This window comes from Niveispirillum sp. GW835-FHT14G11 (assembly GCF_058793615.1).
The window spans coordinates 93,777-118,394 of record NZ_JBXAFZ010000008.1 but is presented as its reverse complement, the minus strand read 5'-3'; the positions used below and the strand labels follow the sequence as shown (position 1 = coordinate 118,394).

The 24,618-nt window shown below is 66.4% G+C and carries 23 protein-coding genes; 14 read left to right on the top strand and 9 right to left on the bottom strand.

What is annotated here, in order from left to right:
- Nucleotides 1–801 carry a nickel/cobalt efflux transporter gene (locus AC1Q7F_RS16005; RefSeq protein ID WP_492508573.1) on the top strand — a complete coding sequence of 267 codons (801 nt, stop codon included), beginning with the start codon at nt 1–3 and terminating at the stop codon, nt 799–801.
- On the opposite strand, the gene AC1Q7F_RS16000 is transcribed toward AC1Q7F_RS16005, so the two are convergent.
- Both AC1Q7F_RS16000 and AC1Q7F_RS15995 read right to left on the bottom strand, forming a co-directional pair.
- Nucleotides 776–2,521 carry a tetratricopeptide repeat protein gene (locus AC1Q7F_RS16000; protein WP_492508571.1) on the bottom strand — a complete coding sequence of 582 codons (1,746 nt, stop codon included), beginning with the start codon at nt 2,519–2,521 and terminating at the stop codon, nt 776–778. The two genes, AC1Q7F_RS16005 and AC1Q7F_RS16000, sit on opposite strands and share 26 nt — an antisense overlap.
- A 35-nt stretch (nt 2,522–2,556) precedes the next feature.
- Nucleotides 2,557–2,904: a VanZ family protein gene (locus tag AC1Q7F_RS15995; RefSeq protein ID WP_492508569.1), complete on the bottom strand. Its 348-nt coding sequence runs from the start codon at nt 2,902–2,904 to the stop codon at nt 2,557–2,559.
- A gap of 334 nt (nt 2,905–3,238) precedes the next feature.
- Here AC1Q7F_RS15995 and AC1Q7F_RS15990 point away from each other — a divergent pair, with 334 nt between their 5' ends.
- Together AC1Q7F_RS15990 and AC1Q7F_RS15985 are read left to right on the top strand one after the other, a co-directional pair.
- A complete protein-coding gene (locus tag AC1Q7F_RS15990; protein ID WP_492508567.1) occupies nt 3,239–3,523 on the top strand; it encodes a hypothetical protein in 285 nt (94 codons plus the stop codon).
- A gap of 55 nt (nt 3,524–3,578) precedes the next feature.
- On the top strand, nt 3,579–4,088 hold the full coding sequence (locus tag AC1Q7F_RS15985) for an MmcB family DNA repair protein (protein ID WP_492508565.1): 510 nt from the start codon (nt 3,579–3,581) through the stop codon (nt 4,086–4,088).
- 10 nt (nt 4,089–4,098) lie between these two features.
- Here AC1Q7F_RS15985 and AC1Q7F_RS15980 read toward each other — a convergent pair whose 3' ends face one another.
- From AC1Q7F_RS15980 to AC1Q7F_RS15965, 4 genes are all read right to left on the bottom strand, one after another.
- Entirely contained in the window at nt 4,099–5,484 is a 1,386-nt protein-coding gene (locus AC1Q7F_RS15980) for a hypothetical protein (protein ID WP_492508563.1), read from the bottom strand.
- The gene (locus AC1Q7F_RS15975; protein ID WP_492508561.1) at nt 5,465–6,028 is read right to left on the bottom strand and encodes a BON domain-containing protein; all 564 of its coding nucleotides are present in this window, start codon (nt 6,026–6,028) and stop codon (nt 5,465–5,467) included. The genes AC1Q7F_RS15980 and AC1Q7F_RS15975 overlap by 20 nt, the downstream gene beginning before the upstream one ends.
- 120 nt (nt 6,029–6,148) lie before the next feature.
- Complete coding sequence (locus AC1Q7F_RS15970) at nt 6,149–6,976, bottom strand: N-acetylmuramoyl-L-alanine amidase family protein (RefSeq protein ID WP_492508559.1); 828 nt, start codon at nt 6,974–6,976, stop codon at nt 6,149–6,151.
- 156 nt (nt 6,977–7,132) lie between these two features.
- Nucleotides 7,133–10,915, bottom strand: coding sequence for a vitamin B12-dependent ribonucleotide reductase (locus AC1Q7F_RS15965; RefSeq protein WP_492508557.1), 3,783 nt, complete (start codon nt 10,913–10,915; stop codon nt 7,133–7,135).
- Nucleotides 10,916–11,387: 472 nt separating this feature from the next.
- Here AC1Q7F_RS15965 and AC1Q7F_RS15960 point away from each other — a divergent pair, with 472 nt between their 5' ends.
- The 4 genes from AC1Q7F_RS15960 (at nt 11,388) to AC1Q7F_RS15945 (ending at nt 14,007) form a co-directional block, all read left to right on the top strand.
- Nucleotides 11,388–12,368: a putative bifunctional lysylphosphatidylglycerol flippase/synthetase gene (locus AC1Q7F_RS15960; protein WP_492508556.1), complete on the top strand. Its 981-nt coding sequence runs from the start codon at nt 11,388–11,390 to the stop codon at nt 12,366–12,368.
- A 92-nt stretch (nt 12,369–12,460) separates the two neighbouring features.
- A complete protein-coding gene (locus AC1Q7F_RS15955; protein ID WP_492508554.1) occupies nt 12,461–12,850 on the top strand; it encodes an NADH:ubiquinone oxidoreductase subunit NDUFA12 in 390 nt (129 codons plus the stop codon).
- A 102-nt stretch (nt 12,851–12,952) separates the two neighbouring features.
- Nucleotides 12,953–13,435 (top strand): outer membrane lipid asymmetry maintenance protein MlaD, encoded by a 483-nt coding sequence (gene mlaD, locus AC1Q7F_RS15950; RefSeq protein WP_492508552.1) that lies wholly within the window; start codon nt 12,953–12,955, stop codon nt 13,433–13,435.
- Between the two features lie 80 nt (nt 13,436–13,515).
- Nucleotides 13,516–14,007 (top strand): DUF2155 domain-containing protein, encoded by a 492-nt coding sequence (locus AC1Q7F_RS15945; RefSeq protein WP_492508550.1) that lies wholly within the window; start codon nt 13,516–13,518, stop codon nt 14,005–14,007.
- Here AC1Q7F_RS15945 and aat read toward each other — a convergent pair.
- The 3 genes from aat to AC1Q7F_RS15930 form a co-directional block, all read right to left on the bottom strand.
- Nucleotides 13,941–14,594, bottom strand: coding sequence for a leucyl/phenylalanyl-tRNA--protein transferase (aat, locus tag AC1Q7F_RS15940; RefSeq protein ID WP_492508959.1), 654 nt, complete (start codon nt 14,592–14,594; stop codon nt 13,941–13,943). The two genes, AC1Q7F_RS15945 and aat, sit on opposite strands and share 67 nt — an antisense overlap.
- Nucleotides 14,595–14,663: 69 nt before the next feature.
- Complete coding sequence (locus AC1Q7F_RS15935; RefSeq protein ID WP_492508548.1) at nt 14,664–16,061, bottom strand: hypothetical protein; 1,398 nt, start codon at nt 16,059–16,061, stop codon at nt 14,664–14,666.
- Complete coding sequence (locus AC1Q7F_RS15930; protein ID WP_492508546.1) at nt 16,058–17,002, bottom strand: ABC transporter ATP-binding protein; 945 nt, start codon at nt 17,000–17,002, stop codon at nt 16,058–16,060. Before AC1Q7F_RS15930 ends, AC1Q7F_RS15935 begins: the two co-directional genes overlap by 4 nt.
- A gap of 223 nt (nt 17,003–17,225) precedes the next feature.
- Between AC1Q7F_RS15930 and AC1Q7F_RS15925 the strand changes: the two genes are divergently transcribed.
- From AC1Q7F_RS15925 to AC1Q7F_RS15895, 7 genes are all read left to right on the top strand, one after another.
- Nucleotides 17,226–19,352 carry a methyl-accepting chemotaxis protein gene (locus AC1Q7F_RS15925; RefSeq protein ID WP_492508544.1) on the top strand — a complete coding sequence of 709 codons (2,127 nt, stop codon included), beginning with the start codon at nt 17,226–17,228 and terminating at the stop codon, nt 19,350–19,352.
- A 65-nt stretch (nt 19,353–19,417) separates the two neighbouring features.
- A complete protein-coding gene (locus tag AC1Q7F_RS15920; protein ID WP_492508542.1) occupies nt 19,418–19,741 on the top strand; it encodes an ArsR/SmtB family transcription factor in 324 nt (107 codons plus the stop codon).
- A complete protein-coding gene (locus AC1Q7F_RS15915; protein ID WP_492508540.1) occupies nt 19,731–20,267 on the top strand; it encodes an SRPBCC family protein in 537 nt (178 codons plus the stop codon). Before AC1Q7F_RS15920 ends, AC1Q7F_RS15915 begins: the two co-directional genes overlap by 11 nt.
- Before the next feature lie 122 nt (nt 20,268–20,389).
- Nucleotides 20,390–21,640, top strand: a complete 1,251-nt coding sequence (locus tag AC1Q7F_RS15910) for a Bcr/CflA family multidrug efflux MFS transporter (protein ID WP_492508538.1) — start codon at nt 20,390–20,392, stop codon at nt 21,638–21,640.
- A gap of 61 nt (nt 21,641–21,701) precedes the next feature.
- Nucleotides 21,702–21,995, top strand: a complete 294-nt coding sequence (locus AC1Q7F_RS15905; protein WP_492508536.1) for a type II toxin-antitoxin system ParD family antitoxin — start codon at nt 21,702–21,704, stop codon at nt 21,993–21,995.
- Nucleotides 21,996–21,999: 4 nt separating this feature from the next.
- On the top strand, nt 22,000–22,356 hold the full coding sequence (locus tag AC1Q7F_RS15900; protein ID WP_492508534.1) for a type II toxin-antitoxin system RelE/ParE family toxin: 357 nt from the start codon (nt 22,000–22,002) through the stop codon (nt 22,354–22,356).
- Nucleotides 22,353–24,584, top strand: a complete 2,232-nt coding sequence (locus AC1Q7F_RS15895; protein WP_492508532.1) for a primosomal protein N' — start codon at nt 22,353–22,355, stop codon at nt 24,582–24,584. Before AC1Q7F_RS15900 ends, AC1Q7F_RS15895 begins: the two co-directional genes overlap by 4 nt.
- Nucleotides 24,585–24,618 lie beyond the last annotated feature (34 nt).

Here is a 24,618-nt window from a genome sequence, read left to right as displayed (position 1 = left end):
ATGCCCGAGTTCGCCGACCTGATCCGCCAGGGTGCCGCCCATGCCTGGCTGTTTGTGCCCAGCGCCATCCTTTTGGGTGCCCTGCACGGGTTGGAGCCGGGACATTCCAAGACCATGATGGCGTCCTTCATCGTGGCCGTGCGCGGCACCGTGGGCCAGGCCATGATGCTGGGACTGGCGGCTACATTATCGCATACAGCGGTGGTCTGGCTGGTGGCGCTGGTTGGCCTGCATCTGGGGCGTGAACTGGCGGGGGAGCGCATGGAGGGATGGTTCCAGCTCCTCAGTGCCGTGATCATGCTAGGTATGGCTGCGTGGCTGTCGGCTCCCCTCTGGCGGCCGCACCGTCACGACCATCACGACCACGACCATGATCACGGCGGGAACCACCATCACGGCCATGAAGAAGACGCCCACGCCCGCCATCACGCGGCGGAGATTGCCCGCCGCTTCGCAGGTGGGACGGCAACGACGGGACAGATCATCCTGTTCGGTCTGACGGGTGGGCTGATCCCCTGTCCGGCGGCCATCACGGTGCTGCTGATCTGCCTGCAGCTCAAGGAATTCAGCCTGGGCATCGCCCTGGTACTGTGTTTCAGCATCGGACTGGCCTTGACCCTGACAGGCAGCGGCGTTGTCGCGGCATTGGGTGTCCGCCACCTGTCATCACGCGGGTTCGGGTTTGAACGGCTGATGGCCCGCGCGCCTTATCTCTCTGCTGTCCTGATCCTGCTGATCGCCGCCTATATGGGCTGGCACGGGCTGACGGCACTGCTCACGGCGCCGTATTCTCCGCCCTGACCGTTGCCACCAGGCCGTTCTTCAGCTTGGCCTGGGCCGAGCGGCGCAGGCCGTCATCCTTGTCGGCCTGGTGGGCGGCGCGGGACCATTGGAAGCGGGCTTCATCCTTGCGGCCCACGGCCCAGTAGGCATCGCCCAGATGGTCGTTGATCGACGGGTCGGCCGGTTCCAGCTCCAGCGCCTTTTCCAGCGTCTCCACCGCCTGTTCCATCTTGCCCAGTTTGAACAGGGCCCAGCCCAGGCTGTCGGTGAAGAAGCCGTCGCGGGGCCGCTGAGCCAGGGCCTTTTCGATCATGGCCTTACCCTCTTCCAGGCGCTGGCCGCGATCAACATAGGAATAGCCCAGATAGTTCAGCAGGCTGGGCTGGTCCGGTTGTAAGGCCAGCGCCGTCTTCAGCGCCGCTTCCGCCGCCGGCCAGTCGCCCTTGGAATCGAGCGCCATGGCGCGGGCGTAATGCAGCACCCAGTCGCGCACGCCGGGTTCCGGCACCCGTACCAGCGCCGCATCATAGGCCGTCAGGGCCTGATCGAAGCGTTTGGCAACGCGATGCATGTCGCCCAGGCGCAGCAACGCATCGGTGCGCGTCGGCCGTTCCGCCGCCATCTTCTGCAACAGCGCCGCCGCCTCGTCATCACGGTTCAACTGGCGCAGCAGGTCGATCTGGCGCAGGCGCGCCATCCACAGCATGCCGGGGCTGCCGGTTGCGGCGCGGAATTCGGCCAGTGCCGTCTCGTCCCGATCGCGGGTGATCAGGATGTCGCCGATCAGCATGCGGGCCAGCGGCTGGGCAGGATCAAGGCGCAAGGCGACACGTCCATAGAGCAGCGCCATCTCCGCGGCCCCTTCCTGGTGCAGGGCCGACGCCAGCTGGAACAGGGCCTCCCCCAGGCCGGTGGCGGCCGTGCCGACCAAGGGGGCGGGGATATCCCCCTTAGTCAGCCGGGCCAACGCGTCTTCCATCACCATGCTGTCGGGATTGGCATCCAGGAAGGAGCGGTAAAGCTTGCGTGCCGCGTCGGCAGCGCCGGACCGTTCCTGGAAATTGCCGATCAGCAGCGTCAGGCGCAGCGGCATGCCCTGTCTGGCCACTTCCGCGTAATGCTGGAAAGCGGCGTCGCGGTCGCCGCGTATGTCGGCAATCAGGGCCAGTTGCTGGGTACGGATGGTCTTGAACCCGTCATGATTGCCCAGCGGGTCCAGAAGTGTCACGGCGCGATCATAATCCTTCTCCGCCACGGCGATCCAGCTGGCCAGCAGGGGCCCCAGATAGGGGGACATGCCGTCGGTGGGCAGCTTGGCCGCCCGCGCCGCCGCTTCCTTCGTGCGGCCGGCGCGCAGATCGTCGGCGACCAGCAGGGCATGGGCCACGAAGCTGCCGCCCTGTTCCATGACGACCTGACGGCGGGCCAGCGCCAACGCCTCCTCCTCTTTGCCCTCACCCAGGGAGAGTAGGAAAGTGCGGCGCAGCAGGGCAGGATTGTCGGGGTCCTGTTTCAGGGCCGCGCCCAGATTGGCGCTGGCCACGTCCCAGGCCCCGGCATTCTGTGCGATGCGGCCCATCAGGTAACGGGCGACGGCGTTGCTGTTGGACGGGTGGCTGCTGGCTGCGGCTTGCGCTGGAGTGGGGGATTGTTGGGCCGATGCGGCACCCGTGAGGGTGAGCGCCAGCACCATCGCCTTCAGGGCCGCCCTTGGCGACCGGAAACCCTTCGCAACCACTCAGCACCATCCTTCCATCCCGCAAGAGAGGCGGGTCAATCACTTGCCGATCCCGATTCCGCCGGGTGGTTTGGAGATAGCATATCGCGTGCCAGCGACCAGCGCTGCAAAAGGATATTTGTCAGGAGCAGACCTGTGACATCTGCTGCCACGTCTGAAAAACTGGCTTCCCGCCCCGGTACCAGGGATTGGGCCCATTCGATACCGATCCCCAGGGCTAGTAGGGCCAATATCGCGCCCAGGCGCGTGACCGGGCTGCGGAAGGTCCAGAAGGCCACAACGGCCAACCCGGTGAAGCAGGCGACATGCAGGAACTTGTCGGAAAAGCCGTCGCCGGGTGGCGCCAGCTGTGGCTGTACCGCCATCCAGGGCAGGACGATCATGGAGGTGCCCAGGATCAAGGCACCGATCATGCGCCGCACTGTGGCCGGTGGATTGAGCAGATGAGCGAGCAGGGCCAGACTCCGATCGTCCCGGCGGCGAAACAGTTCAGAGAATAGCGGAATTCCGCGCGTGCGGCGAGTGGGTTCGGGTCAAACGACACCTATGCATATTTTGCAATCGCGTCGCGCAAAAACATGGCACTCTATTGCCTATTTTTTAACAAACATCATTGTAATAAAGGGCCTGCTGACGGCGAAGTCGTCAGCCGCTCGAACCCAGGGACCTTGCATGTATCCCGCAGTGGCGACCGGAGCCCTTGATCCGGCAAATGGCATGGTGGCGGCCTCCCTGTCCACCCCCGCTTTCGAAACGACCGCGGTCTCCACGCCGCCTCCGGCCAATGATCCCGTTTTCGACGGGGTGGATGTGCTGAGCGACCAGATCCTGGCCGCCGTGGCGCGCAGCCGGGCGCTGGGACATCGCGACACCCGCATCACGCTGACGCGACCCACCGAAACGGTGGAAGGGGTTCGCAACCGTCTGCTGATGGCGGGGCTGGCCCCGGTGGTCCGGGCCTCCAGCATGGGCGGTGTGTCGGTCCTGTCGGTTCGCTGCTGAACAGCGGACCGATCGGGCTTGCCCGGACGGGACGAATTGTTCATGATCCGTACTCATGAACAATTCACCCGAACCCGTCGCTATTGACCCCGACATACCGTCACTGCCGACGGTGCCCCTGCCGCGCCCCATGTCGGATGCGGCGGTGGCCATCACGCGCGGCGCGCGGCGCATGCTGGCCGAACGCGGATTGCGCGGGCTGGTGGAATTTCCGCTGGCGAACGGAAGGCGTGCGGACATCCTGGCCCTTGGCCCCGATGGCGACGTGACCATCGTGGAAGTCAAGAGCGGCGCCATCGATTACAAGACCGACCAGAAATGGCCGGAATATCTGGAATTCTGCGACCGGTTCTATTTCGCGGTCGATGCCGACTTTCCGGTCGAACTGATCCCCGCCGAATGCGGATTGATCATCGCCGATGCTTTCGGGGCGGAGATCATCCGTCCGTCGCCCCAGGCCAGGCTGGCACCGGCCCGTCGCAAGGCGCTGACACTCCGGGTCGCGCAGGTGGCCATGGGCAGGTTGCACCGGGTGGAGGACCCCGGCTTCAGGATCGCGGAGTAAGGGCTGCCCCTTACTCCAGCATCGGCGATCCCGTCTCGATCTCCACCAGGGCCGCCAGCAGCGGTACCGCGATATCGCGGCGCTGGCCGCTGCCGCGCTCGGCCTCCAAAATGGCCGCCTGGAACGTGCCGCGCCAGCGATTGTCGGTATAGAGCAGCTTGTCGGCGCGCGCGCGCTGCACCAGGGTGATGGGGGTGCGGCTGTCGGTGACGGCCTTGTCCAGCCGGGCCGACAGCGTATCGGCCTGGCTGCGGTCCTTGGCCTTCAGCGCGCCGTCGATCAACTCGACATAGGTTTCGGCCTTCAGGTCATTGTCCTGCAGCTGGTCGGCGTAGGTCAGGGTCAGCACCTTCTCCCCGCGCGCCTCCAGCTTTCCCAGCACCTGCGGGATGGTCCAGGGACTTTCCTCCTGCACGGTGCGCAGCAGCCCCAGCGCCAGGTTGGTGTCACCCAGATCGCCGGCCGCCACGGCCAGTTCCGGTGGGCAGCAATTGCCCTGGCGATCCTTGAAGCGGCTGAACTGCTCCTGCACCGTGTTCAGGAACAGGGTGCGGGCGCGCGCCTCCAGCCCGACATGCAGCAGCGACTGCGCCACCAGGCCCAGTTCCCAGGCGCAACCCTGGGTGCGGGCGAATTCGGTCACCTCCTCGGTGACCTCCGTCGCCTTGGCCATGTCGCCGCGCCAGACCAGGGCCTCGACAATGTCGGACAGGTTATAGACGCGGGTGGCGCAGTCATGAAACCCGCGGGTGATCGCCAGGGCCCGGTCCACCTCGCCCGTCAGGGCCAGGGTACGGCTGACGAACAGGTCGGGGCTGACGTCGCCCTTGGCCCCACCCGTCCGCAGGGCCTGCGCGAAAGGGGCGACGATAGGCCTGACCCTTTCCTTGTCGCCAATCTGATAATGGGCCACGGCCAGCGACAGCCAGTCCCAGCGCGGGGCGGCGATGGGATATTCAACAGGCGTGACCAGCGCTTCGATCCGGTGCAGCAGGCAGGCATTCGATTTCGGATCGGCACAGACCAACCCCCGTAAGCGATTCTTGAATTCGACATAGTCGAAATCGCCGATGAACTGGTTGGTCATCAACTGCACGGCCAGCGTGCTTTCCGGCAGGCGGGTAACGATGTCGGCCAAGAGCGCGTCGGCCTGCTGCAACAGCTTTGACTGTTCCGCCTCGTCATAGGATTGGTCGGCCTGGCGGATGGCCTGCATGGCCTGCACGAACTGCCGGTTGGCCTGCGCATTCTGGTCGGTGCTTTGCGCCCAGGCGACGGATGGCGACAGGATCAGGGCGAAAGCCAGCAGGGCGGGGGCGAACAGGGCCCGCCCCCAATCATGGCCCCAATTACGCCCCCAGTGGCGCGTGCGGCCCTCAATTCGGGACTTGGACATGGCTCACCACCCGCCGGACCCGCGAGATTTCCCGCGCATGGTTGCGTACCCGTTCAAGTTCCTGCGGCGACCGGGCGCGGCCCATCAGATAGATGGTCTGGTTGACGGTCTCGATCGTGTAGTTGCTGGACGTGATTTCCGGATCGGTCATCAGGTCCTTGCGCAGCGTGGCGGTGATCCACATGTCGGCAGTGCGGTCGGACAGGCTGCTCTCATCGCCGATGCCGATCTCGTTGATCACTTCCTTCAAGCCATCGACCTGCCAGGCCAGCTTCACGGCCAGAACGCGTTCGTCGGGATTGGCGGCACGACCGGTCAGCAGCGCGCGGGCATCGCGCACCTCCACCCGCATCCGGTCGCCAAGCTCGCCTGCCTCCAGCCAGCGCTTCTCAATGGCATTGCGCAGGCCACTATCATCCAATACCGCCGCCGGCTTGGCTTCACCGCCATCAGTGGCGATGGCCGGACCGGTCAGGGCCAGACCGGCCGCCACCAGCAACGCCATCCCCAGACCCCTGGGCGCCCAAAGGCGCATGTTCCCCATTTTTCATGCCTCCTGCGGCCGTTCGGTTCCCGTTGCACGGCCGGACTTTAACGGTGAAATGTGGTCAGAACCGGGCCGGGGGATGCGGTTTCCGCCCCGGCGGGGTGGGTCAAGGGGGCCTCAGGCGAAAGGGGCGGCGGTCACCACCGCCGTCAGTTCACGGGCCAGGATGCCGGCGATGTTGCGGCGTGCCGTGGCATCGCGCAGCAATGTCTCATCCTGGGTATTGGACAGAAATCCGGTTTCGATCAGCAGCGACGGGATGTCCGGCGCCTTCAGCACGGCGAAATTGGCCGACCGCATGGGATTCTCCAGCAGGCGGACATCCTTGCCCGCGCCGGAGATGATGGATTGCTTGGCATGCAGTGCGGCCGTCACGGTGTGGCGGGCGGCCAGATCCATCAGGATGCCCGCCACCTTCTCATCCAGGCCAGATACGTCCACGCCCAGCCCGCCGGCAATATTCTCCTGCTGGGCAATGGCGGCGGCGAAATCGTCGCTGGCCTTTTCCGACAGGGTATAGGCCGACATGCCGCGCGCCGCCTTGTTGGGCGCGCTGTCGGCATGTAGCGAGATGAACAAGTCCGCCTTGGCCTGCTGCGCCATCCGCACCCGTTCCTTCAGGTCGATGAAACGGTCATTGTCGCGCGTCAGTTGCACCTGCCAGCCCTTGGCCCTGGCCAGCTGACGGGCAACCTCCTTGGCGATGTCCAGGACGACAGTCTTTTCGTAGGTGCCACGCGCGCCGATGCAGCCGGGATCATGGCCACCATGGCCGGGATCCAGCATGATCAGACGGGGGGGACGGGGCTTGCGGGCCGGCGGCTTGGGCTTGCCGCCTTCCTGCGCCTGGGCGTGCGACGGGGGGACGTGCAACAGCGTGACCGTTGCCATCGGCACGACGGCCGGGACAGTCAAAGCGAAACGGAGCAAATCCCTGCGATTCATCGACGCGACCACCATGCGGGCCGGAAAGTTCAGGCCCTCGTCAACTGCCCATGTTTGGACCCCACCGCACCGTTGCGCAACAGAAACATGCGTGCCTGTTGCGCAACTGCGGCATTGTGTGCCTGCAAGGCTACAGGTGGGATGATGCGCGACGCCTCAGCTGCATCCCGTCGTGCTGCCGCAGGTGTCGCATTTCAGGCAGGTGCCGTTGCGCACCAGCGTCATGTTCTGGCATTCGGGGCAGGGGTCGCCCTCATAGCCCCGTGCCCTTGCCTCCTTGGCACGTTCGAACCGCGCATCATGGCGCCCGACCGTGCCGCCACGGATGGCGGTACTGGACAGGCTGTCGGAATGGACGGATGCACCGCCGGCGAAGGCGGTGGCATCCGTGCCCGTGGCAGCCAGACCCGATGCCGCCTGCTGGAAGCCCGCCAGGATACGGTCCTGCAGGCCCCCGGACACCACCCGCAGGTTGGAGCGCATGTAGCCGGTGGACGCGATGCGGGCCACGGTGGCCAGCGTCTCCTGCGTCAGGCGGGCGGCATGATCGGGCAGTTCGGGCGCCATGTTGGCCGCTTCAGGCAATCCCGCCAGATCGGCCTGGGCGTCGCCGCGGCCCATCGTGTCGGGCAGCAGATCCTCCGGCGTGGCATGCGCCAGATCGTTGCGGCCCAGATAGCTGATGGCCAGTTCCCGGAATACATAATCCAGGATGCTGGTCGACATCTTGATGGCGTCATTGCCCTGGACCATGCCCGACGGCTCAAACCGTGTGAAGGTAAAGGCCTCCACATATTCCTCCAGCGGCACGCCATATTGCAGGCCCAGCGATACCGCGATGGCGAAATTGTTCATCATCGACCGGAAGGCGGCCCCTTCCTTGTGCATGTCGATAAAGATCTCGCCCAGCCGGCCATCCACATATTCGCCGGTGCGCAGATAGACCTTGTGCCCGCCGACCATGGCCTTCTGGGTATAGCCCTTGCGGCGCTGCGGCAGTTTTTCCCGCGCGCCCGCCTGCACGACCTTTTCCACCACCCGCTCGACCACACGTTCCACGACGCGCTCGGTGACCTGCGCGACGCGCTCGGCGGCCGGGGCCTCGACGATGCGGTCCAGCAGGCTCTGGCTTTCACTGTCCAGATCTTCCTCATCCTCCAGCACCTGGGCGTTCAGGGGCTGCGACAGCTTGGACCCGTCGCGGTACAGCGCATTGGCCTTGATACCCAACCGCCAGGACAGCAGATAGGCGTCGTTGCAGGCATCGACCGACGCGCTGTTGGGCATGTTGATGGTCTTGGAAATGGCGCCGGAGATGAAGGGCTGGGCCGCCGCCATCATGCGGATATGGGCTTCGGCCGACAGGAAGCGCTTGCCGATCTTACCGCAGGGGCTGGCGCAGTCGAAGACAGGCAGGTGCACATCCTTCAGGCCCGGCGCCCCTTCCAGCGTCATGGCGCCCGCGACATAGACGTTCGCCGCCTCGATCTCCTTCCTGGTGAAGCCCAGATGGGCCAGCAGGTCGAAGCCCGGCGTCTCCATCAGGTCGGCCGGCACACCCAGGGTGCGCGTGCAGAATTCCGACCCCAGGGTCCATTTGTTGAAGACGAACTTGATATCGAAGGCCGATTCCAGCGCGCCTTCGACCGCCCTGATTTCCGCGTCACCAAAGCCCAGCTTGCGCAGCCGGTCATGATTGATACCGGGCGCCCCCACCAGGGTGCCATGACCCACGGCATAGCGTTCGATCTTCGCGATGGTGGCGTCATCATAGCCCAGGCGCGACAGCGCCTCCGGCACGACGCGGTTGATGATCTTGAAATAACCGCCGCCGGCCAGCTTCTTGAACTTCACAAGGGCGAAGTCCGGCTCGATCCCCGTCGTGTCGCAATCCATCACCAGGCCGATGGTGCCGGTGGGGGCGATCACGGTGGCCTGGGCGTTGCGGTAGCCATGTTCTCGGCCCAAAGCCAGGGCATCGTCCCAGGCCGCACGCGCGGCGGTGACCAGATCGGCATCGGGGCATTCATCGGCGACCAGCGGCACCGGCGCCACCGACAGACCCTGATACCCGGAACGCGCCCCATGGGCGGCGCGGCGATGGTTGGCGATGACGCGCAGCATCGCTTCCCGATTGGCGGCAAAGCCGGGGAAGGGCCCCAGCTCACCGGCCATCTCCGCCGACGTCGCATAGGACACGCCGGTCATCAGCGCCGTGATGGCGCCGGTCAGGGCGCGGCCTTCGACGCTGTCATAGGGCAGGCCCGCGGCCATCAGCAGGCCGCCGATATTGGCGAAACCCAGGCCGAGCGTGCGGAAATCATAGGACAGGCGTGCGATCTCGCGCGAGGGGAACTGCGCCATGGCCACGGAGATTTCCAGGACCATGGTCCATAGCCGGCAGGCATGGGTGAACGATTCGATATCGAAACGACCGTCGGCCTTGCGGAACTCCATCAGGTTCAAGGACGCCAGGTTGCAGGCCGTGTCGTCCAGGAACATATATTCGCTGCACGGGTTGGACGCGTTGATGCGGCCGCTTTGCGGGCAGGTGTGCCAATCATTGATGGTGGTGTCGAACTGCACGCCGGGATCGGCCGACTGCCAGGCGGCATAGCCGATCTTGTCCCACAGGTCGCGGGCGCGAAGCGTCTTGGCTACCTTGCCATCGGTGCGGCGGATCAGGTTCCAGGGGCCGTCGGCCTGCACCGCTTCCAGGAAGCCGTTGGGCACGCGCACCGAATTGTTGGAATTCTGGCCGCTGACGGTCAGGTAGGCTTCCGAATCCCAGTCGGTGTCGAAGGTGCGGATATCCATCTCCGCATAGCCCTGGCCGGCCAGCTGGATGGCGCGCTGGATATAGTTTTCCGGCACCAGATCGCGCCGCGCGGCAATGATGGCGCGTTTCAGGGCGCGGTTCCGGGCCGGGTCCAGCCGGTCGGCATCGGCACCGATGCCTTCGTTGCAGGCGGCCATCACCATGTTCAGGTGGCGCGACACCTGCTTGGATCCGGTAACCAGGGCGGCAACCTTCTGTTCCTCAACGACTTTCCAGTCGATATAGGCTTCGATGTCGGGATGGTCCAAATCCACCGTCACCATCTTGGCCGCACGCCGGGTGGTGCCGCCGGACTTGATGGCGCCCGCCGCGCGGTCGCCGATCTTCAGAAAGCTCATCAGGCCGGACGATTTGCCGCCGCCCGACAGTTTCTCATTCTCGCCCCGCAGGCGGGAGAAGTTCGTTCCGCTACCGGAACCATACTTGAACAACCGGGCCTCACGGACCCACAGGTCCATGATCCCGCCCTCATTCACCAGATCATCGGCCACCGACTGGATGAAGCAGGCATGCGGCTGCGGCCGTTCATAGGCGGAATTGGACGGGGTGACGGCACCCGTGGCGGGATCGACATAGAAGTGCCCCTGGGCCGGACCGTCGATGCCATAGGCCCAATGCAGGCCGGTATTGAACCATTGCGGGCTGTTGGGGGCCGCCATCTGGCGGGCCAGCATGAAGCGCATCTCGTCATAGAAAGCCGACGCGTCGCTTTCCGAATCGAAATAGCTTCCCTTCCAGCCCCAATAGGCCCAGGTGCCGGCCATACGGTCGAACACTTGGCGGGCCGACATCTCTCCGCCCGTACGGCCCTCCGCCGGCAGCTTGGCGAGCGCCTTCTCGTCCGCGACATGGCGCCACAGGAAGGAGGGGACGGAATTCTCCTCCACCGCCTTCAACCGCATGGGCAGGCCGGCGCGGCGGAAATATTTCTGGGCCAGGATGTCGCAGGCGACCTGGCTCCATTCCGCTGGCACCTCGATATCCCTGGCCTGGAAGACGATGGAGCCGTCGGGATTGCGAATCTCGCTCGTGGCCGTTCGGAACGGGATGTCCGCATAGGCATCCTGACCTTCAACGGTGAAACGGCGTTCGATACGCATATGCTCTGCCCCTTCCCAGACAAGGCGGCGGTGCCGATCCATCCCGTCCGGAAAGGACGGGCCCAGGGCGCCTGTGCCGCTATATGTGGTGACGGCCGGAAGGCTAGGCCACAGGGGCTGGCACGGCAACCGTATTTTGTTGGGTAATTCGGACGCACATACCGCTTATTGTGGTTGACGTTGCGGCCCCCTGGGGATTGCCGGCGCGCCTGTCATGAATGGCGGAAAATCTTGACATGGCGGGGGCGCCCCTTGCGTGAGTCGCCCGCGCCCCCATCTCCGGTGGATGCATAAGGTCAGGTGCCCCGTCGCAGGATATATGCACACCGGACAGGGGGTTTCATTCCGTCCTCAACGGTGGCAGGGTGCGCCCGCCGAATGTGGCCGATACTATTGCGCAAGCGTCCCCTGAATGCCCCTCACCCCCGATCCCGAGTCCCACGCGCCCCCGTCTGCCCCGCCCGCCGAAGGCATGAGCCGGCGGCAGAAGGCGTTGCTGGGCATCGGCACTGTGCTGTTCCTGGGCGTACTGCTGTTTGTCGCCGTCAAACATGTGATGGCCGAGGTCAATCTGGGGGACGTCCGGGCCTATCTGGAGGCGCTGCCGCTGTCCAAGGTGGTGAAGGCCATCGCGCTGACGGCCTGTGCCTATTGGCTGCTGACGCTCTATGATCTGTCGGCCCTGATCTATCTGAAAAAGAAGGTGCCCTATGGCACCACGGCGTTCGCGGCGGCCAGTGGCTATGCCATTTCCAACAATGTCGGCTGGGCGGTGATCAGCGGGGCGGGCGTGCGCCTGCGCGCCTATGGGGCGGCCGGTTTGACGCCAGGGGACGTGGCCCGTGTCGTGGTCTTCTCCACCACGACCTTCACGCTGGGTCTGACCTTCACAGGCGCGGTGGGCATGATCATTGGCGCCCATCCCGTCTCTGTCCTGCTGAAGATCCCCGAACTGGCGGTGCAGGCGGCCGGCGCGGCCATGCTGCTGGGCCTGCTGGCCATCTGCATCATCACGGCGGTGACGCACAAGCCCGTGAAGCTCTGGCGCTGGTCGATCCAGCTGCCCAGTTGGGGCGGTGTGGTGTCGCAGATCACCATCGCGTCTGCCGAACTGGTGGTGACGGCGGCCATCTTGTGGATGCTGCTGCCCGTCGATCTGGTGGTGCCCTTCACCGCCTTCGTGGCCCTGTTCTGCGCGGCACTAATCGTGGCGATCTTCAGCCATGTGCCCGGTGGCATCGGCGTGTTCGAAAGCATCATCCTGCTGGGCATGGCCGACCATGACGCGGCCAGTTCCATCCTGGGCGCCCTGCTGGCCTATCGCTTCATCTATTATGTGCTGCCACTGGCCCTGGCCGGCCTGTCCATCGCCATCTGGGAGATCCGCCACCATACCGGCCGTATCGGCCGGGCGGCCGACCGGCTGCGCGGACATAAGGATAGCGAAGGCTGAGCGGGGCAGGGTAGGCCCTGTTGCAGTGGACAAGCTCCCCGCCGCCGGTGCATAGTCCGGCCGATCTTCAGTTCCGCATAACGGAAGTCCCTATGAGCGACCGTATTTCCCTGTCCACCTGGATGGCCAACATCCAGATCCGGCTTCTTGTGTGGCGCGCCGCCCGTCATGTCGGGACCGATGCCCTGGGGAATCGCTATTTCGAGGAAAAGAAGGCCCGCAAGGGCATGAAGGCCCGCCGCTGGGTGCTGTACCGCGGAGAGCCGGATGCCAGCCTGGTGCCGCCGGAGTGGCATGGCTGGATGCATTACAACATGGCCTCTCCCCTGCCCGAGGGCAGCGAGTTCCACAAGTCCTGGCAGAAGCCGCATCTGCCCAACCCGACGGGCACGGTCCAGGCCTATCGCCCGCCCGGCCATCTGTTCTCCGGCGGTAAGCGCGACAAGGCCACCGGCGATTACCAGGCCTGGACGCCGAACTGATCATCCCTATCTTCTGGGATGTCGCATGGCGGCGCCGCAAAAGCGCCGCCATGATCGTTTAAGGGATCTCCATCGGGGGTCCATCAGGAGCTGAAAAGTCCCATGCGCAAGAACGTGATCGAAACCGTCCTGGGCGCCGTCGTCCTTCTGGTCGCCGGCTTCTTCCTGTTCTTCGCCTACACGTCCAGCAGCGTGAAGGCGGTGTCGGGATATGCGCTGGAAGCGCGGTTCAGCAGCACAGGCGGCCTGTCCGCCGGGTCGGATGTCCGCATCTCCGGTGTCAAGGTGGGCACGGTCACGGGCCAGCACCTGGACAAGCAGACCTTCCAGGCCGTGGTCGTGATGCAGATCGACAGCAATATCCAGCTGCCGCGCGACACCACGGCCAGCATCGCCAGCGAAAGCCTGCTGGGTGGCCGCTATCTCCAGCTTGATCCGGGCGGGGAAGAGGACAAGCTGAAGGCGGGGGACACGATCGAATATACGCAGAGCGCCGTGAACCTGGAGGATCTGCTGGGCCGCTTCATCTTCAATTCCGCCGGTGGTGAAAAGAAGGCCGATCCGGCCGCCCCCGTGACGCCGTAAGCATTGGCGGGCGGCCATGATGCCGCCCCAATAGGCTGTTTCACTGGCATCCCGCCGGCCCCCTTCGCCCGTTGAGCCCCATGCCCCGCTTCGCCCTGATCGGCCTTGCCCTTGCCTTGACCCTGCCGGCCTTCGCGCAGGAGGTCCCGCCGGCCGATCCGGCCGCAACGCCGGAGGTGCAGGCGCCGGTGGGGGCCGTGCAGCGGCCGGCCCCGCCGCCGCCGCCGGCACGCAAGTTCGATCCCATGCCCATGGCCCTGCTGCAGGGGTTGGACAAGGTGACCGCGCGGACCAGCACGTTCGAAGCGAAGGTGGGGGAGCCGGTTTCTTTCGGTCAGTTGACCATCCTGGTCAAGGCCTGCCAGAAGGCGTCGCCCATCGATCCGCCGGAATCCGCGGCGTTCCTGGATGCACGCGAAAAGCGGGCTGACGGGACGGTGGCGCCGGTGTTCGAAGGCTGGATGTTCGCGTCCAGTCCGGCCCTGTCAGCCATGGAACACCCGGTCTATGATGTCTGGGTCAAGGATTGCAGAAAGTCGGATACCAAGGCCCGCTCATCCTCCAGACAGTGAAAATCCGCACGCGCCGCCACGGCCTTTGACAGTTGCGTGCGATAGCGGTGGCGGGGGATTTCCTTGGCGCCGAACTGTGACAGGTGTTCAGTGAGAAACTGCGTATCCAGCAGCAGGTAACCGCCGGCCGTCAGGCGCGCCACCAGGTGCACCAGGGCCACCTTGCTGGCATCGGTGGCGCGGGAGAACATGCTCTCCCCGAAGAACGCCCCGCCCAGCGACACGCCATAGAGCCCACCCACCATCCGCCCATCCTGCCAGCACTCCACCGAATGGGCCTTGCCCATGGCGTGAAGCTGGCAATAGGCCTCCGTGATGTCGGCATTGATCCAGGTCTGCGGCCGGTCGAGGGCCGGTTCGGCGCAATGCGCCATGGTCTGGCGAAAATCGCTGTCGACCCGGACATGGAAGGGAAAGTGCCGCAGGGTCTTGCGCAGACGGCGCGGCACATGGAACCCATCCAGCGGCAGCACCCCCCGGAAAGGCGGGTCGAACCACAGCAGATCATCCGCGTCGGCACTCTCCGCCATGGGGAACACCCCACCGGCATAGGCGCGGATCAACAGTTCGGGCGTCAGTATACCCATCATTCCCTGGCGCATCGTGGCAGGGGCTCCATACGACCATAGCACTGCCCCCCGCCCGCTTTCAAACCTTCAGGCCGAGAACAGGGCGTAGCAGGCCATCAGCCCCAGCATGGAAAAGGCCTGGCCCGACCCGGTCAGGCGGCCCAGGGCCAGGGCGGCGGCCGGCGCGACCGCGGCCACGATCATCACCAGCCCTGCCGTCGCCATATGCCCTCGCACCAAAGCCATGGCCAGCAGCCCCGCCATGGGCAGCAGGGCCAGCACCAGCCCGGCCACATACCCGGCCGCCAGCCGTGCCATCACGGTGGCCGGTACGGCCGCCGTCAGGGGCAACAGCGATCGGCCACCCGCCCGCACGCCCAGATCGCCCAGGGCGAACAGGGCCGGCAGCAGCAGGGCGGCAACCCCTTGGTTTACCCCATCGGCGCCATCGACCAGCAGGGTGACGCCGATCGCCGCCACCAGCCAGGCCAGCCCCAGCTTCCAGCCGGGCCGCAGCAGGCGCAGTTCTGCCAGCACCAGGCCGGTCCAGCTGCCGCTTCCATTGGGGATGGGCGGCGGCATGCGCGCCGGTCCGGTCCGTTCCCTGGCAACCGGCTGCCGTGTCGATCCGGCCGGCTGCCGGAACCGATCACCGGCCAGCCCCGCCACCACGGCCAGCCCGGCCCCGGCCAGGAACCACAGGCCGCGCGCCAAGGCATAGGGGCCCAGCCAGTCGAACCCGTCCCAGGTGAAGGTGCCCTTCATCGTTCCGCCAATGCGGATGCCGAAGCTGGCGCCGTCTTTGCCCGTTCCGGTGCCGCCGCCCAGGTCGCGCATGGGCAGCCCGATGCCAAGCGGGTCGGCCATGGGGCCCATCGCGCTGCGCGAGACGGTGCTGGTCAGGGGCAGGATCACCAGCCAGGCCACCAACATCAGGATGCCGGCCACCACCGGACCGCGTGTCCAGGCCCGGGCCTCCACCAGCCCGCGGAATCCCGCCAGCAGCGATGCGGCGGGCACACCCACCAGCAGCAGCGGTCCCAGCAGGACCAGCGGCTGTTCCATCGGCGCATCACCGCGCAGCCCCTGGATGAACAGCCCGCCGATCCCGAAGCAGAACAGGAAGGCCGACAGGAAGGCGGTGTCGGCCAACCAGCGGCCCAGGGCGAATTCCGTATCGCTCACCGGCGTGGCGGCAGCCAGCAGCAGCGGGTGCCGGCTGGCCGGAAAACCGATGCGCAGGGCCACGAAATGGGCCGGCAACAGCAGAGAGACGCCCAGAGCGCCTAAGATGAAGCCCACCATTTCCGGCGTATAGATCGGCCGCTGGCTGGCGACCGACAGGGTGACATAATCGGCACTGCCCGGCGGCAGGGCCAGATTGGCCAGCATGCCGGCCAGCGCCAGCCAGGCCCACAGGCCCCGTCGCCGCGTGACGCCCGCCAGCTGGAAACGGGCCACGGCCAGGATTGCGGCTGTATTCATGCCGCACGCTCCGCCACGGCGGCCAGGTACGCGTCTTCCAGGCTGGGCGGTTCCGGAATGGCGCCCGGTGGATAGGCCTGGCCCTCGGCCAGCACCAGGCGCAGGCGGATGCCGTCTGCCATGCGCTTGCGGCCCGTCACGGTGCCCAGCTTGCCGGCCTGTTCGGCGGCAAGGGCCGGCAGGGTCAGGGTGACGACGCGCCCATCCAACGCCGCCGCCAGCGTTTCCGGCTTTCCATGCGCGATGGCGCGGCCGCTGGACATGATCAGCAGATCGTCGGCAATCGCCTCCAGATCCGACACGATATGGCTGGAGAACAGGATGATGGTGTGGGGCGCGATTTCGGCCAGCAGCGATTGCAGGGCCAGCTTCTCGAACCCGTCCAGTTCCGCCGTCGGCTCGTCCAGCAGCAACAGGTCTGGGCGGCCCAGCAGGGATTGTGCCACGATCAACCGGCGGCGCATGCCCCCCGACAGCTCGCCAACCGCCGTGTCCAGCTTGGCCGACAGGTTCAGCGTTTGCGCCAGTTCCTCCGCCTGCTGCCGGGCAGCACGGCCGGGCAGGCCCTTCAGCGCCGCCATATAGGCCAGCAACTGTCGTGGCGTGGCCTGGCTTGGCAGATCCACCGATTGCGGGGCATAGCCCAGGTGGGCATGGTGCGCGCGCAGGTTGCGGGCGATGTTCCGCCCACCGCGTTCTACCGTGCCGGCGCTGGGCACCAACGTGCCGGCCAGCATGGATAGCAGCGTCGATTTGCCCGCCCCGTTGGGCCCCAGCAGCCCATGGATGCCAGGGCCCAGCACCCAATCCACATCGGCGACGGCAGGGAAACTCCCAAAACGCCGACCAAGGCCCCGCAGCGTGACGGGGTCGGGCAGGCTGGGTGTGCGATGGGGCATGGGCAGGTCGCCTGCAATGTGATCGGCATTCAGGTGCCGCATGGGCACCATGCAAGTCATGGTAAGCCGCCCCCCGCCTGGGGGCAATCCCATCCGGGGTACCCCCGTCATGGAAACTTCACGAAACTGCCGCGTGAGCGTTACCAACCCATCTCTATGTCTTTTGGTGAGCCCCCGCGCTGGCGGCAGTTTCCGGCCGCACGCGGGGCCGTGGAACCGGATTTTGCTGGGATTTTAGCAAAATCCAATAGGTGGGGTGCGCGGCATGACCGAACTGACCTTGTCCGGCGATGATGTTCCTTCGATACAGACCCCGCCCGAGGGTGGGGATCGCCGACGCAAGCGTTCGGGCGGCTGGCTGGCTGGTCTGCTGGACGCCTCCAACTGGCGCTATGGCCGCCGGGACGGGGATGGGGGCTGGCTGGCGCAACTGTCAATTTCCACCCGTATTGGTTTCCTGGTGGGAGCCGCCCTGCTGACTGTGCTGCTGACGGCGGGCCTGTTCCTGCTGGGCGATGCGCGGCGGGAGAGTGCCACCGACCGGATGACCGGCCTGTCGTCGCTGGCGGAGACGGCGGCAGATCTGAACCGGGGCATGACCGCCCTGCAATTGCACATCACCCGCTTCCTGCGTGAACGCGATGCCGCGGCCGGTGATGCGTTCAAGTCGACCCTGGCGGAGGTGGAGAAGTCCGCAGCCGCTCTGGCCACCCACCCGGCGTTGGGCGAGGAGGCGGCAACCGTCACCGCCCTGGCCGAGAAGCTGACACGCCTCACGGCATCCTTCGATGCCGTGGATCAGGCCACCCGCGCCGTGGGCTTCACCGATGAGGATGGGCTGCGCGGCCAGATGTTCCGGTCCGTTGTGGCGGCGGAGTCCGAGCTGAAGAAATGGCCGGCGACCATGGGCGCCCAGCTGTTCATCGGCATGGCGGAGATGCGAAATGCCGAGAAATCGTTCCTGATGACCGGCGAGGACAAGTATGTGGGCCAGCATCGCAAGGCCTTCAACGAATTCTCGTTCTTCATCCCGGAAAGCCAGCTGGACCCGCAGACCAAGGAAGCCATCGATGCCCTGTCGCGCCAGTATCGGCAGGACATGGTGGCGCTGGCGTCGGCCACCACCATCCAGGCCAAGGCGGTGAAGGAGTTCGCTGCTGCCTTTGCGGAGACGGCACCGTTGCTGGACCGGCTGTTCACCTATACCAAGGCCGGCCTGTCGGAGGCCAAGGAAGCGGAAAGTGGCATCCGCAAGCAGACCCAGCGCCTGACCATGGCCATCGGCGGTACGCTGGTGGCCCTGTTCTGCGGCCTGTCGCTGCTGCTGGTCCGGTCGATCACCCGGCCGCTGGCCCAGATCGAAGGGGCCATGGAAGGGCTAGCCAAGGGCGAGCGCCTGTCTTTCATCCCCGGCACCGGCCGCAAGGATGAGATCGGCGACATGGCCCGCGCCATCGACGTGTTCCGGGTGAACGCGGAGGAGATGGACCGCCTGAAGGCGGAGGAGCAGGAGCGCGAGCGCCAGCACAAGCAGGAGATGGCCGACCGGCTGGGCAGCCTGGGTCAGGCGCTGGAACAGGAAATGACAAGGCGGGTGGAGGCTGTGCTGGCCGAAGCCGCCGGCATCGCCGCCATGGCCCAGAGCATGACCGGTGCCGCCACCCGCACCGGCGAACAGTCCGATGGTGTCGCGGGTGCCGCCCAGGATGCCACCAGCAATGTGCAGGCCGTGGCGGCCGCGACCGAGGAACTGGCGACCTCGTCGCGGGAGATCGGGCGACAGGTGACGGAGGTGGCGGACATGGTGCATGCCGCTGTGGAGCGCGGGGCCCAGACCCGCGCCATGGTCAACCAGCTTGCCGATGCCGCCCAGAATATCGGCCGCGCCGCCCAGCTGATCGGCGACATTTCCGGCCAGACCAACCTGCTGGCGCTCAATGCCACGATCGAGGCGGCGCGCGCGGGAGAGGCCGGGCGCGGCTTTGCCGTGGTCGCGGCGGAGGTGAAGAACCTGTCCAGCCAGACCGGCCTGGCGACGGAGGAGATCACGTCGCAGATCACCGCCGTGCAGCGGGCGACGGAGCGGGTGATCGCCGATATCCACCAGCTTCACGACGTCATCGCCCGCATCGATGATATCGCCGGTTCGATCAGTGCGGCGGTGACGGAGCAGGGCAGCGCCACCGAAAGCATCAGCGCCAGTGCCGCCGGTGCCGCCGACGGCACAATGGAAGTGTCCGACCGTATCCGGTCCGTGGCGGCTGACGCCAGCGAGACGCGGACCCTGTCCCAGGACCTGGGTCAGCGCGCCACGCAGGTGACGGCGGAGATGCGGGCGCTGCGCGAACGGCTGGACGCTATCCTGGCCGACAGCCAGCGCCAAGCGGCATGAGGGCGGCTGACAGATACCATTATTTTCGAGTTGACTTAATTAAGTAAATTCGAAAATATCTTCCCATGGACAGTTTCACCGCCCTTGCCGACCCGACCCGGCGTTCGATCCTGGAGATGCTGGGGCAGCAGCCCCATGGCGCCGGGGATATCGTCGCCCGGTTGCAGCAGGCGGGCGCCATCAGTGCGCCCGCCGTTTCCCAGCATCTGAAGGTGCTGCGCGATGCGGGGTTGGTGCGGGTGAAGGTGGATGGTCAGCGCCGCATCTACAGCCTGGACCCGGCGGGTCTGGATGCCATGGATGCCTGGATCGCGCGGGTGCGCGGCTTCTGGGCCTCACGGCTGGATGCGCTGGAACAGGCCCTGCGGGAGGATGTGGATGATGAATGATTTCGGATTGGTGACGGAGGCGGGCGCCGTGCGGTTCAACCGGCTGCTGCCGGGACCCGTCGAGCGGGTCTGGGCCTTCCTGACCGACAGCGACAAGCGCGGCCGCTGGCTGGCCTTCGGCGCTATGGAGGGGCGGGTGGGTGCGCCCTTCCGGCTGGAGTTCCATAATTGCAAGCTGGGGCCCGGCGATAACGACATCCCGGCCAAGTATCGCGACAATTGCCAGGATGGCGTGGCCACCCATGGCGTCATCCAGGCCTGGGAGCCGGGGCGCCTTCTTTCCTTCTCCTGGGCGGAGGAGGGCACGCCGTCACTGGTGACGATCGAGTTGAGCGCGGAGGGCGACAAGGTGCGCCTGATCCTGACCCACCGCCGGCTGGCGGGCCGTGATATGATGATCAGCGTGGCCGGCGGCTGGCACACGCACCTGGAGGTGCTGGCGGCCGAACTGTCGGGCGGGCCCGCCCCCGGCTTCTGGAAGCGCCATACCGCGCTGGAAGCGGAATATCAGGGGCGTCTGCCCTGAATCGCCATGCGGCCGGCGGGCGGCTGCCATGGGGACAGGTTGGGTGCGCCGCGGCATGGGTGGTGCTTTAATTAATGCACCACCCGGTACCGACCGGGTTTCCGGCCTGGGGCGATCTGAACATGCGCAGCGGTGACATCGGCAACAATCCCGCCGAACAGACGGCGGGCGGCCAGCCCCTGGCTGTGCCGGCAGGTTTGCCACCCGGTACCAGCTTCACCTGGTTCGTCGTCGTCATGGGTTTCCTGACCATGTTCGGGCCCATGGCCATCGACATGTACCTGCCGGCCTTGCCCGCCATCGGTGCCGATCTGGGCGTCGATCAGGCCAGCGTGCAGATGACCCTGTCCAGCTTCCTGATCGGCTATGGCGCCGGTCAGTTGCTGTGGGGGCCGTTGGGCGACCGCTATGGCCGCAAGGGACCAGTGGCGCTGGGCATTTTGCTGTTCGTGGTCTCATCGGCCGGTTGCGCGCTGGCGTCGGACATCTGGTCGCTGACGGCTTGGCGCTTGTTGCATGGGGTGGGGGCGTGCGCCGCCCCGGTGATCGCCCGCGCCATGGTCCGCGATGCCTTCGACCGTGACCGCGGCGCTTCGGTCATGTCGCTGATGATGCTGGTCATGGGCGTGGCGCCCATGCTGGCGCCGCTGGCCGGCGGGCAGGTCTTGGACCATATGGGGTGGCGCGGCATCTTCTGGTGCCTGTGCGGCTTCGGCATGGTGGCGGGGTTGGGCCTGCTGACGGTGAAGGAGACGGGCCAGAGGGCGGGCCATCGGGCCGGTGGGCTGCTGTCCAACTATGCGCTGCTGCTGCTGGACCGGCGCTTCATGGGCTATGCGCTGTCCAGTGGCTTCGTCTTTGCCGGCATGTTCGCCTACATATCCGGCACGCCCTTCGTCTATATCCAGCATTTCGGCGTCTCGCCGGAGCATTTCGGTTTTCTGTTCGGGGTGAATGTCGTCGCCCTGATGATCTCCAATGTCATCAACAGCCGGCTGGTCCTGCGCTATGGCGTGGACCGCATGATGGGCTGGGGTATCCTGGCCACCGCTGGCATCGGCGCCCTGTTGATCGTCACGGGCGGCTTCGGCATCGGCGGCATTGCCGGCGTGGCCGTGCCGCTGTTCCTTTATCTGGGGGCGCTGGGCCTGGTGGGGGCCAATGGCATGGCTGGATCGCTGGCCGCCTTCCCGCATATGGCGGGCACGGCATCGTCCCTGTCAGGTGCCCTGCAGCTCTGCATCGGTGCGGTTGCCGGCGGGCTGGTGGGGGCCTTGTCGGAAGGCGGATCGCCCCTGCCCATGTGCGCCGTGCTGTGCGGCTGCGCCCTGGCCGGACTGGCGTCCGACCGGCTGCTGATGCGCCGTGTCTGAGCCGGCATTGGCATGATCTGCCAATTGTGGGAAGATGGGGATGTTCCTATGGAGGCCCCCCATGCCCACCCGCAATGTCGTCCTGACCGACCATCACGAGAAGGTGATCGAGGAACTGGTGCGCTCCGGTCGCTACCAGAATGCCAGCGAAGTGCTGCGCGAAGGCGTGCGGCTGGTGGAAAAGCGCGAGGCGGAGGACAAGGCGCGGTTGGAGGCTCTGCGCACGGCGGTCAATCTGGCAGCGGCTCAGATCGACAGTGGCGATTTCATCGACGTGGATGATGACGGACTGTCTGCCCTGTTCGATGAAATTGAGATCGAGGCCCACCACTACGCGGCCGGACAGGCCCGGTAGACTGATGGCGCGTTACCGTCTGGCGCCGGCCGCCCGCTCCGACTTGGTGGAAATCCTGGCCCATAGCGAGATCAATTTCGGTTCCGATGCAAGGCGGCGCTATCGTGCGCTGTTGGAGACGGCATTCACATCGGTGGCGGATCGCCCGCAGCGACCGGGAGCGGTCGCACGACCGGATTTGGGCGAGGGCTATATGGAATTCCATCTGCGCCACTGTTCCAAGGCGACGGTGGCGGCGGGGCGGGTACAGCGTCCGCGGCACTCCCTGTTCTATCGCGTCATCGTTCCTGGCTTGGTTGATATCCTGCGCGTTCTCCATGACCGGATGGAAGCACGCCGCCATGTGGACAAAGACAATTGACCGGCGACCTTCTCTCCACCGTGACACCCCCCGTCACGCGGGTCCGCGTACAGCTGCCGCTGCCGCTGCCGGAACCGTATGATTACAAGGTACCGGGCGACATGGCGCTGGTACCCGGTTCCTATGTGGAGGTGCCGCTGGGTCCGCGCCGGCTGTTCGGCGTGGTTTGGACGGATGGAGATGGGGAGGGGCCGGAGGTGGGAAGGGTTGACGAGCGCAAGCTGCGCCCCGTGATCCGCGCCATCGACCTGCCCCCCATGCCGGAGATCGCGCGGCGCTTCGTGGAATGGGTGGCCGGCTATACCATGTCGCCCGTGGGGGCCGTGCTGCGCATGGCCGTGTCGGTGTCCGCTGCCCTGGAGGACCCGCGCGCCCTGACCGCCTATATGCGGGCCGATGGGGAGGTGCCGGAGACGCTGCGCCTGACGCCGGCCCGCAAGCGCATCCTGGAACTGCTGTCCGATGGCCCGCCGCGTCTGGCCACCGATCTGGCGGCCGAGGCCGGGTGCGGCGCGGCAGTGGTGCGCGGGCTGGCGGAAGCGGGGGTACTGGTCACCGTACCGATGCTGGCGCTGCCGCGCTTCCCCCGGCCAGACCCCGATGCCAATCCCAAGACCCTGTCGGGGGCGCAGCGGCTGGCGGCCGATGACCTGATGGCCAAGGCGGCGGCGGGCGGCTACAGCGCCACCCTGCTGGACGGTGTTACCGGGTCGGGCAAGACAGAGGTCTATTTCGAGGCGGTGGCGGCGGCATTGCGGGCGGGCAGACAGGCGCTGGTCCTGCTGCCGGAGATCGCGCTGTCGGCGCAATGGCTGGACCGGTTCGCGGCACGGTTTGGCGTGCGGCCGGCGGAATGGCATTCGGAAATGGCCCCGCCGCTGCGCCGCCACACCTGGCGGGCGGTCGCCAAGGGGGATGCGCGCGTTGTGGTCGGCGCCCGATCCGCCCTGTTCCTGCCATTTCCCGACCTGGGCCTGATCGTCGTGGATGAGGAGCATGAGGCCGCCTTCAAGCAGGAGGACGGGGTCATCTATCATGCCCGCGATATGGCGGTGGCCCGTGCCCATCTGGGTCGCATCCCCATCGTCCTGGCCTCTGCCACGCCGTCGCTGGAAACCCTGGTCAATGCCGAGACGGGCCGTTATGCGCGCATCGACCTGCCATCGCGCCATGGCGGGGCGACCATGCCCGACGTCACCCTGATCGACATGCGCCGCAAGGACCAGGCGCCGCCGGCTCGCCAATGGCTGTCGCCCGTGCTGCGCGAGGCGCTGTCCCAGACCATGCTGGCCGGCGAGCAGGGGATGCTGTTCCTGAACCGCCGCGGCTATGCACCGCTGACCCTGTGCCGGAGCTGCGGCCACCGGCTGCAATGCCCCAACTGCACCGCCTGGCTGGTGGAGCACCGGTTGAGCCGGCGCCTGCAATGCCATCATTGCGGCTATCAGGCGAAAAGCCCGGAAGCCTGCCCGGAATGCGATGCGGAGGGCAGCTTCGTGGCCTGCGGTCCCGGCGTGGAGCGGGTGGCGGAGGAGGTGGTCACCCTGTTCCCCCAGGCACGGATCGCTATGATGACGTCGGATACCCTGACCGGCCCCCGCGCGATGCGCGAGGTGATCGAGCAGGTGAAGGAGGGGGCCATCGATCTGCTGATCGGCACCCAGGTCATGGCCAAGGGTCATCATTTCCCCATGCTGACCCTGGTGGGGGTGGTGGATGCTGACCTGGGCCTGGCCGGCGGCGACCCGCGTGCGTCGGAGCGCACCTTCCAGCTGCTGCATCAGGTGGCGGGGCGGGCGGGACGGGAGCAGCGGCCGGGCCGGGTCATGCTGCAAACCTACATGCCGGAGAACCCGGTGATGCAGGCCCTGGCCACCCATGATCGCGACAGTTTCCTGGCCGTAGAGGCCGAACAGCGCCGGCAGATGGAGATGCCGCCCTTCGGCCGCATGGCGGCGTTGATCGTGTCGGGCGAGGATGAGGGGGCGGTGGATGCGGTGGCCGCGGCCCTGGGCCGCACCGCCCCGCGCGAGCGCGAGGAGCTGATGATTCTGGGGCCGGCACCGGCACCGCTGGCCGTGCTGCGCGGCCGCTACCGCCGCCGGTTGCTGCTGAAAGGGCCGAAAGCGGTGTCGTTGCAACCCATTCTGCATGAGTGGCTGGGGCGGGTGGAGATCCCGGCATCCATACGTGTGCAAGTTGATATCGACCCCTACAGTTTCCTCTAATGCGTGCCGACAGCCCTTTACCGGGCGGATGCGG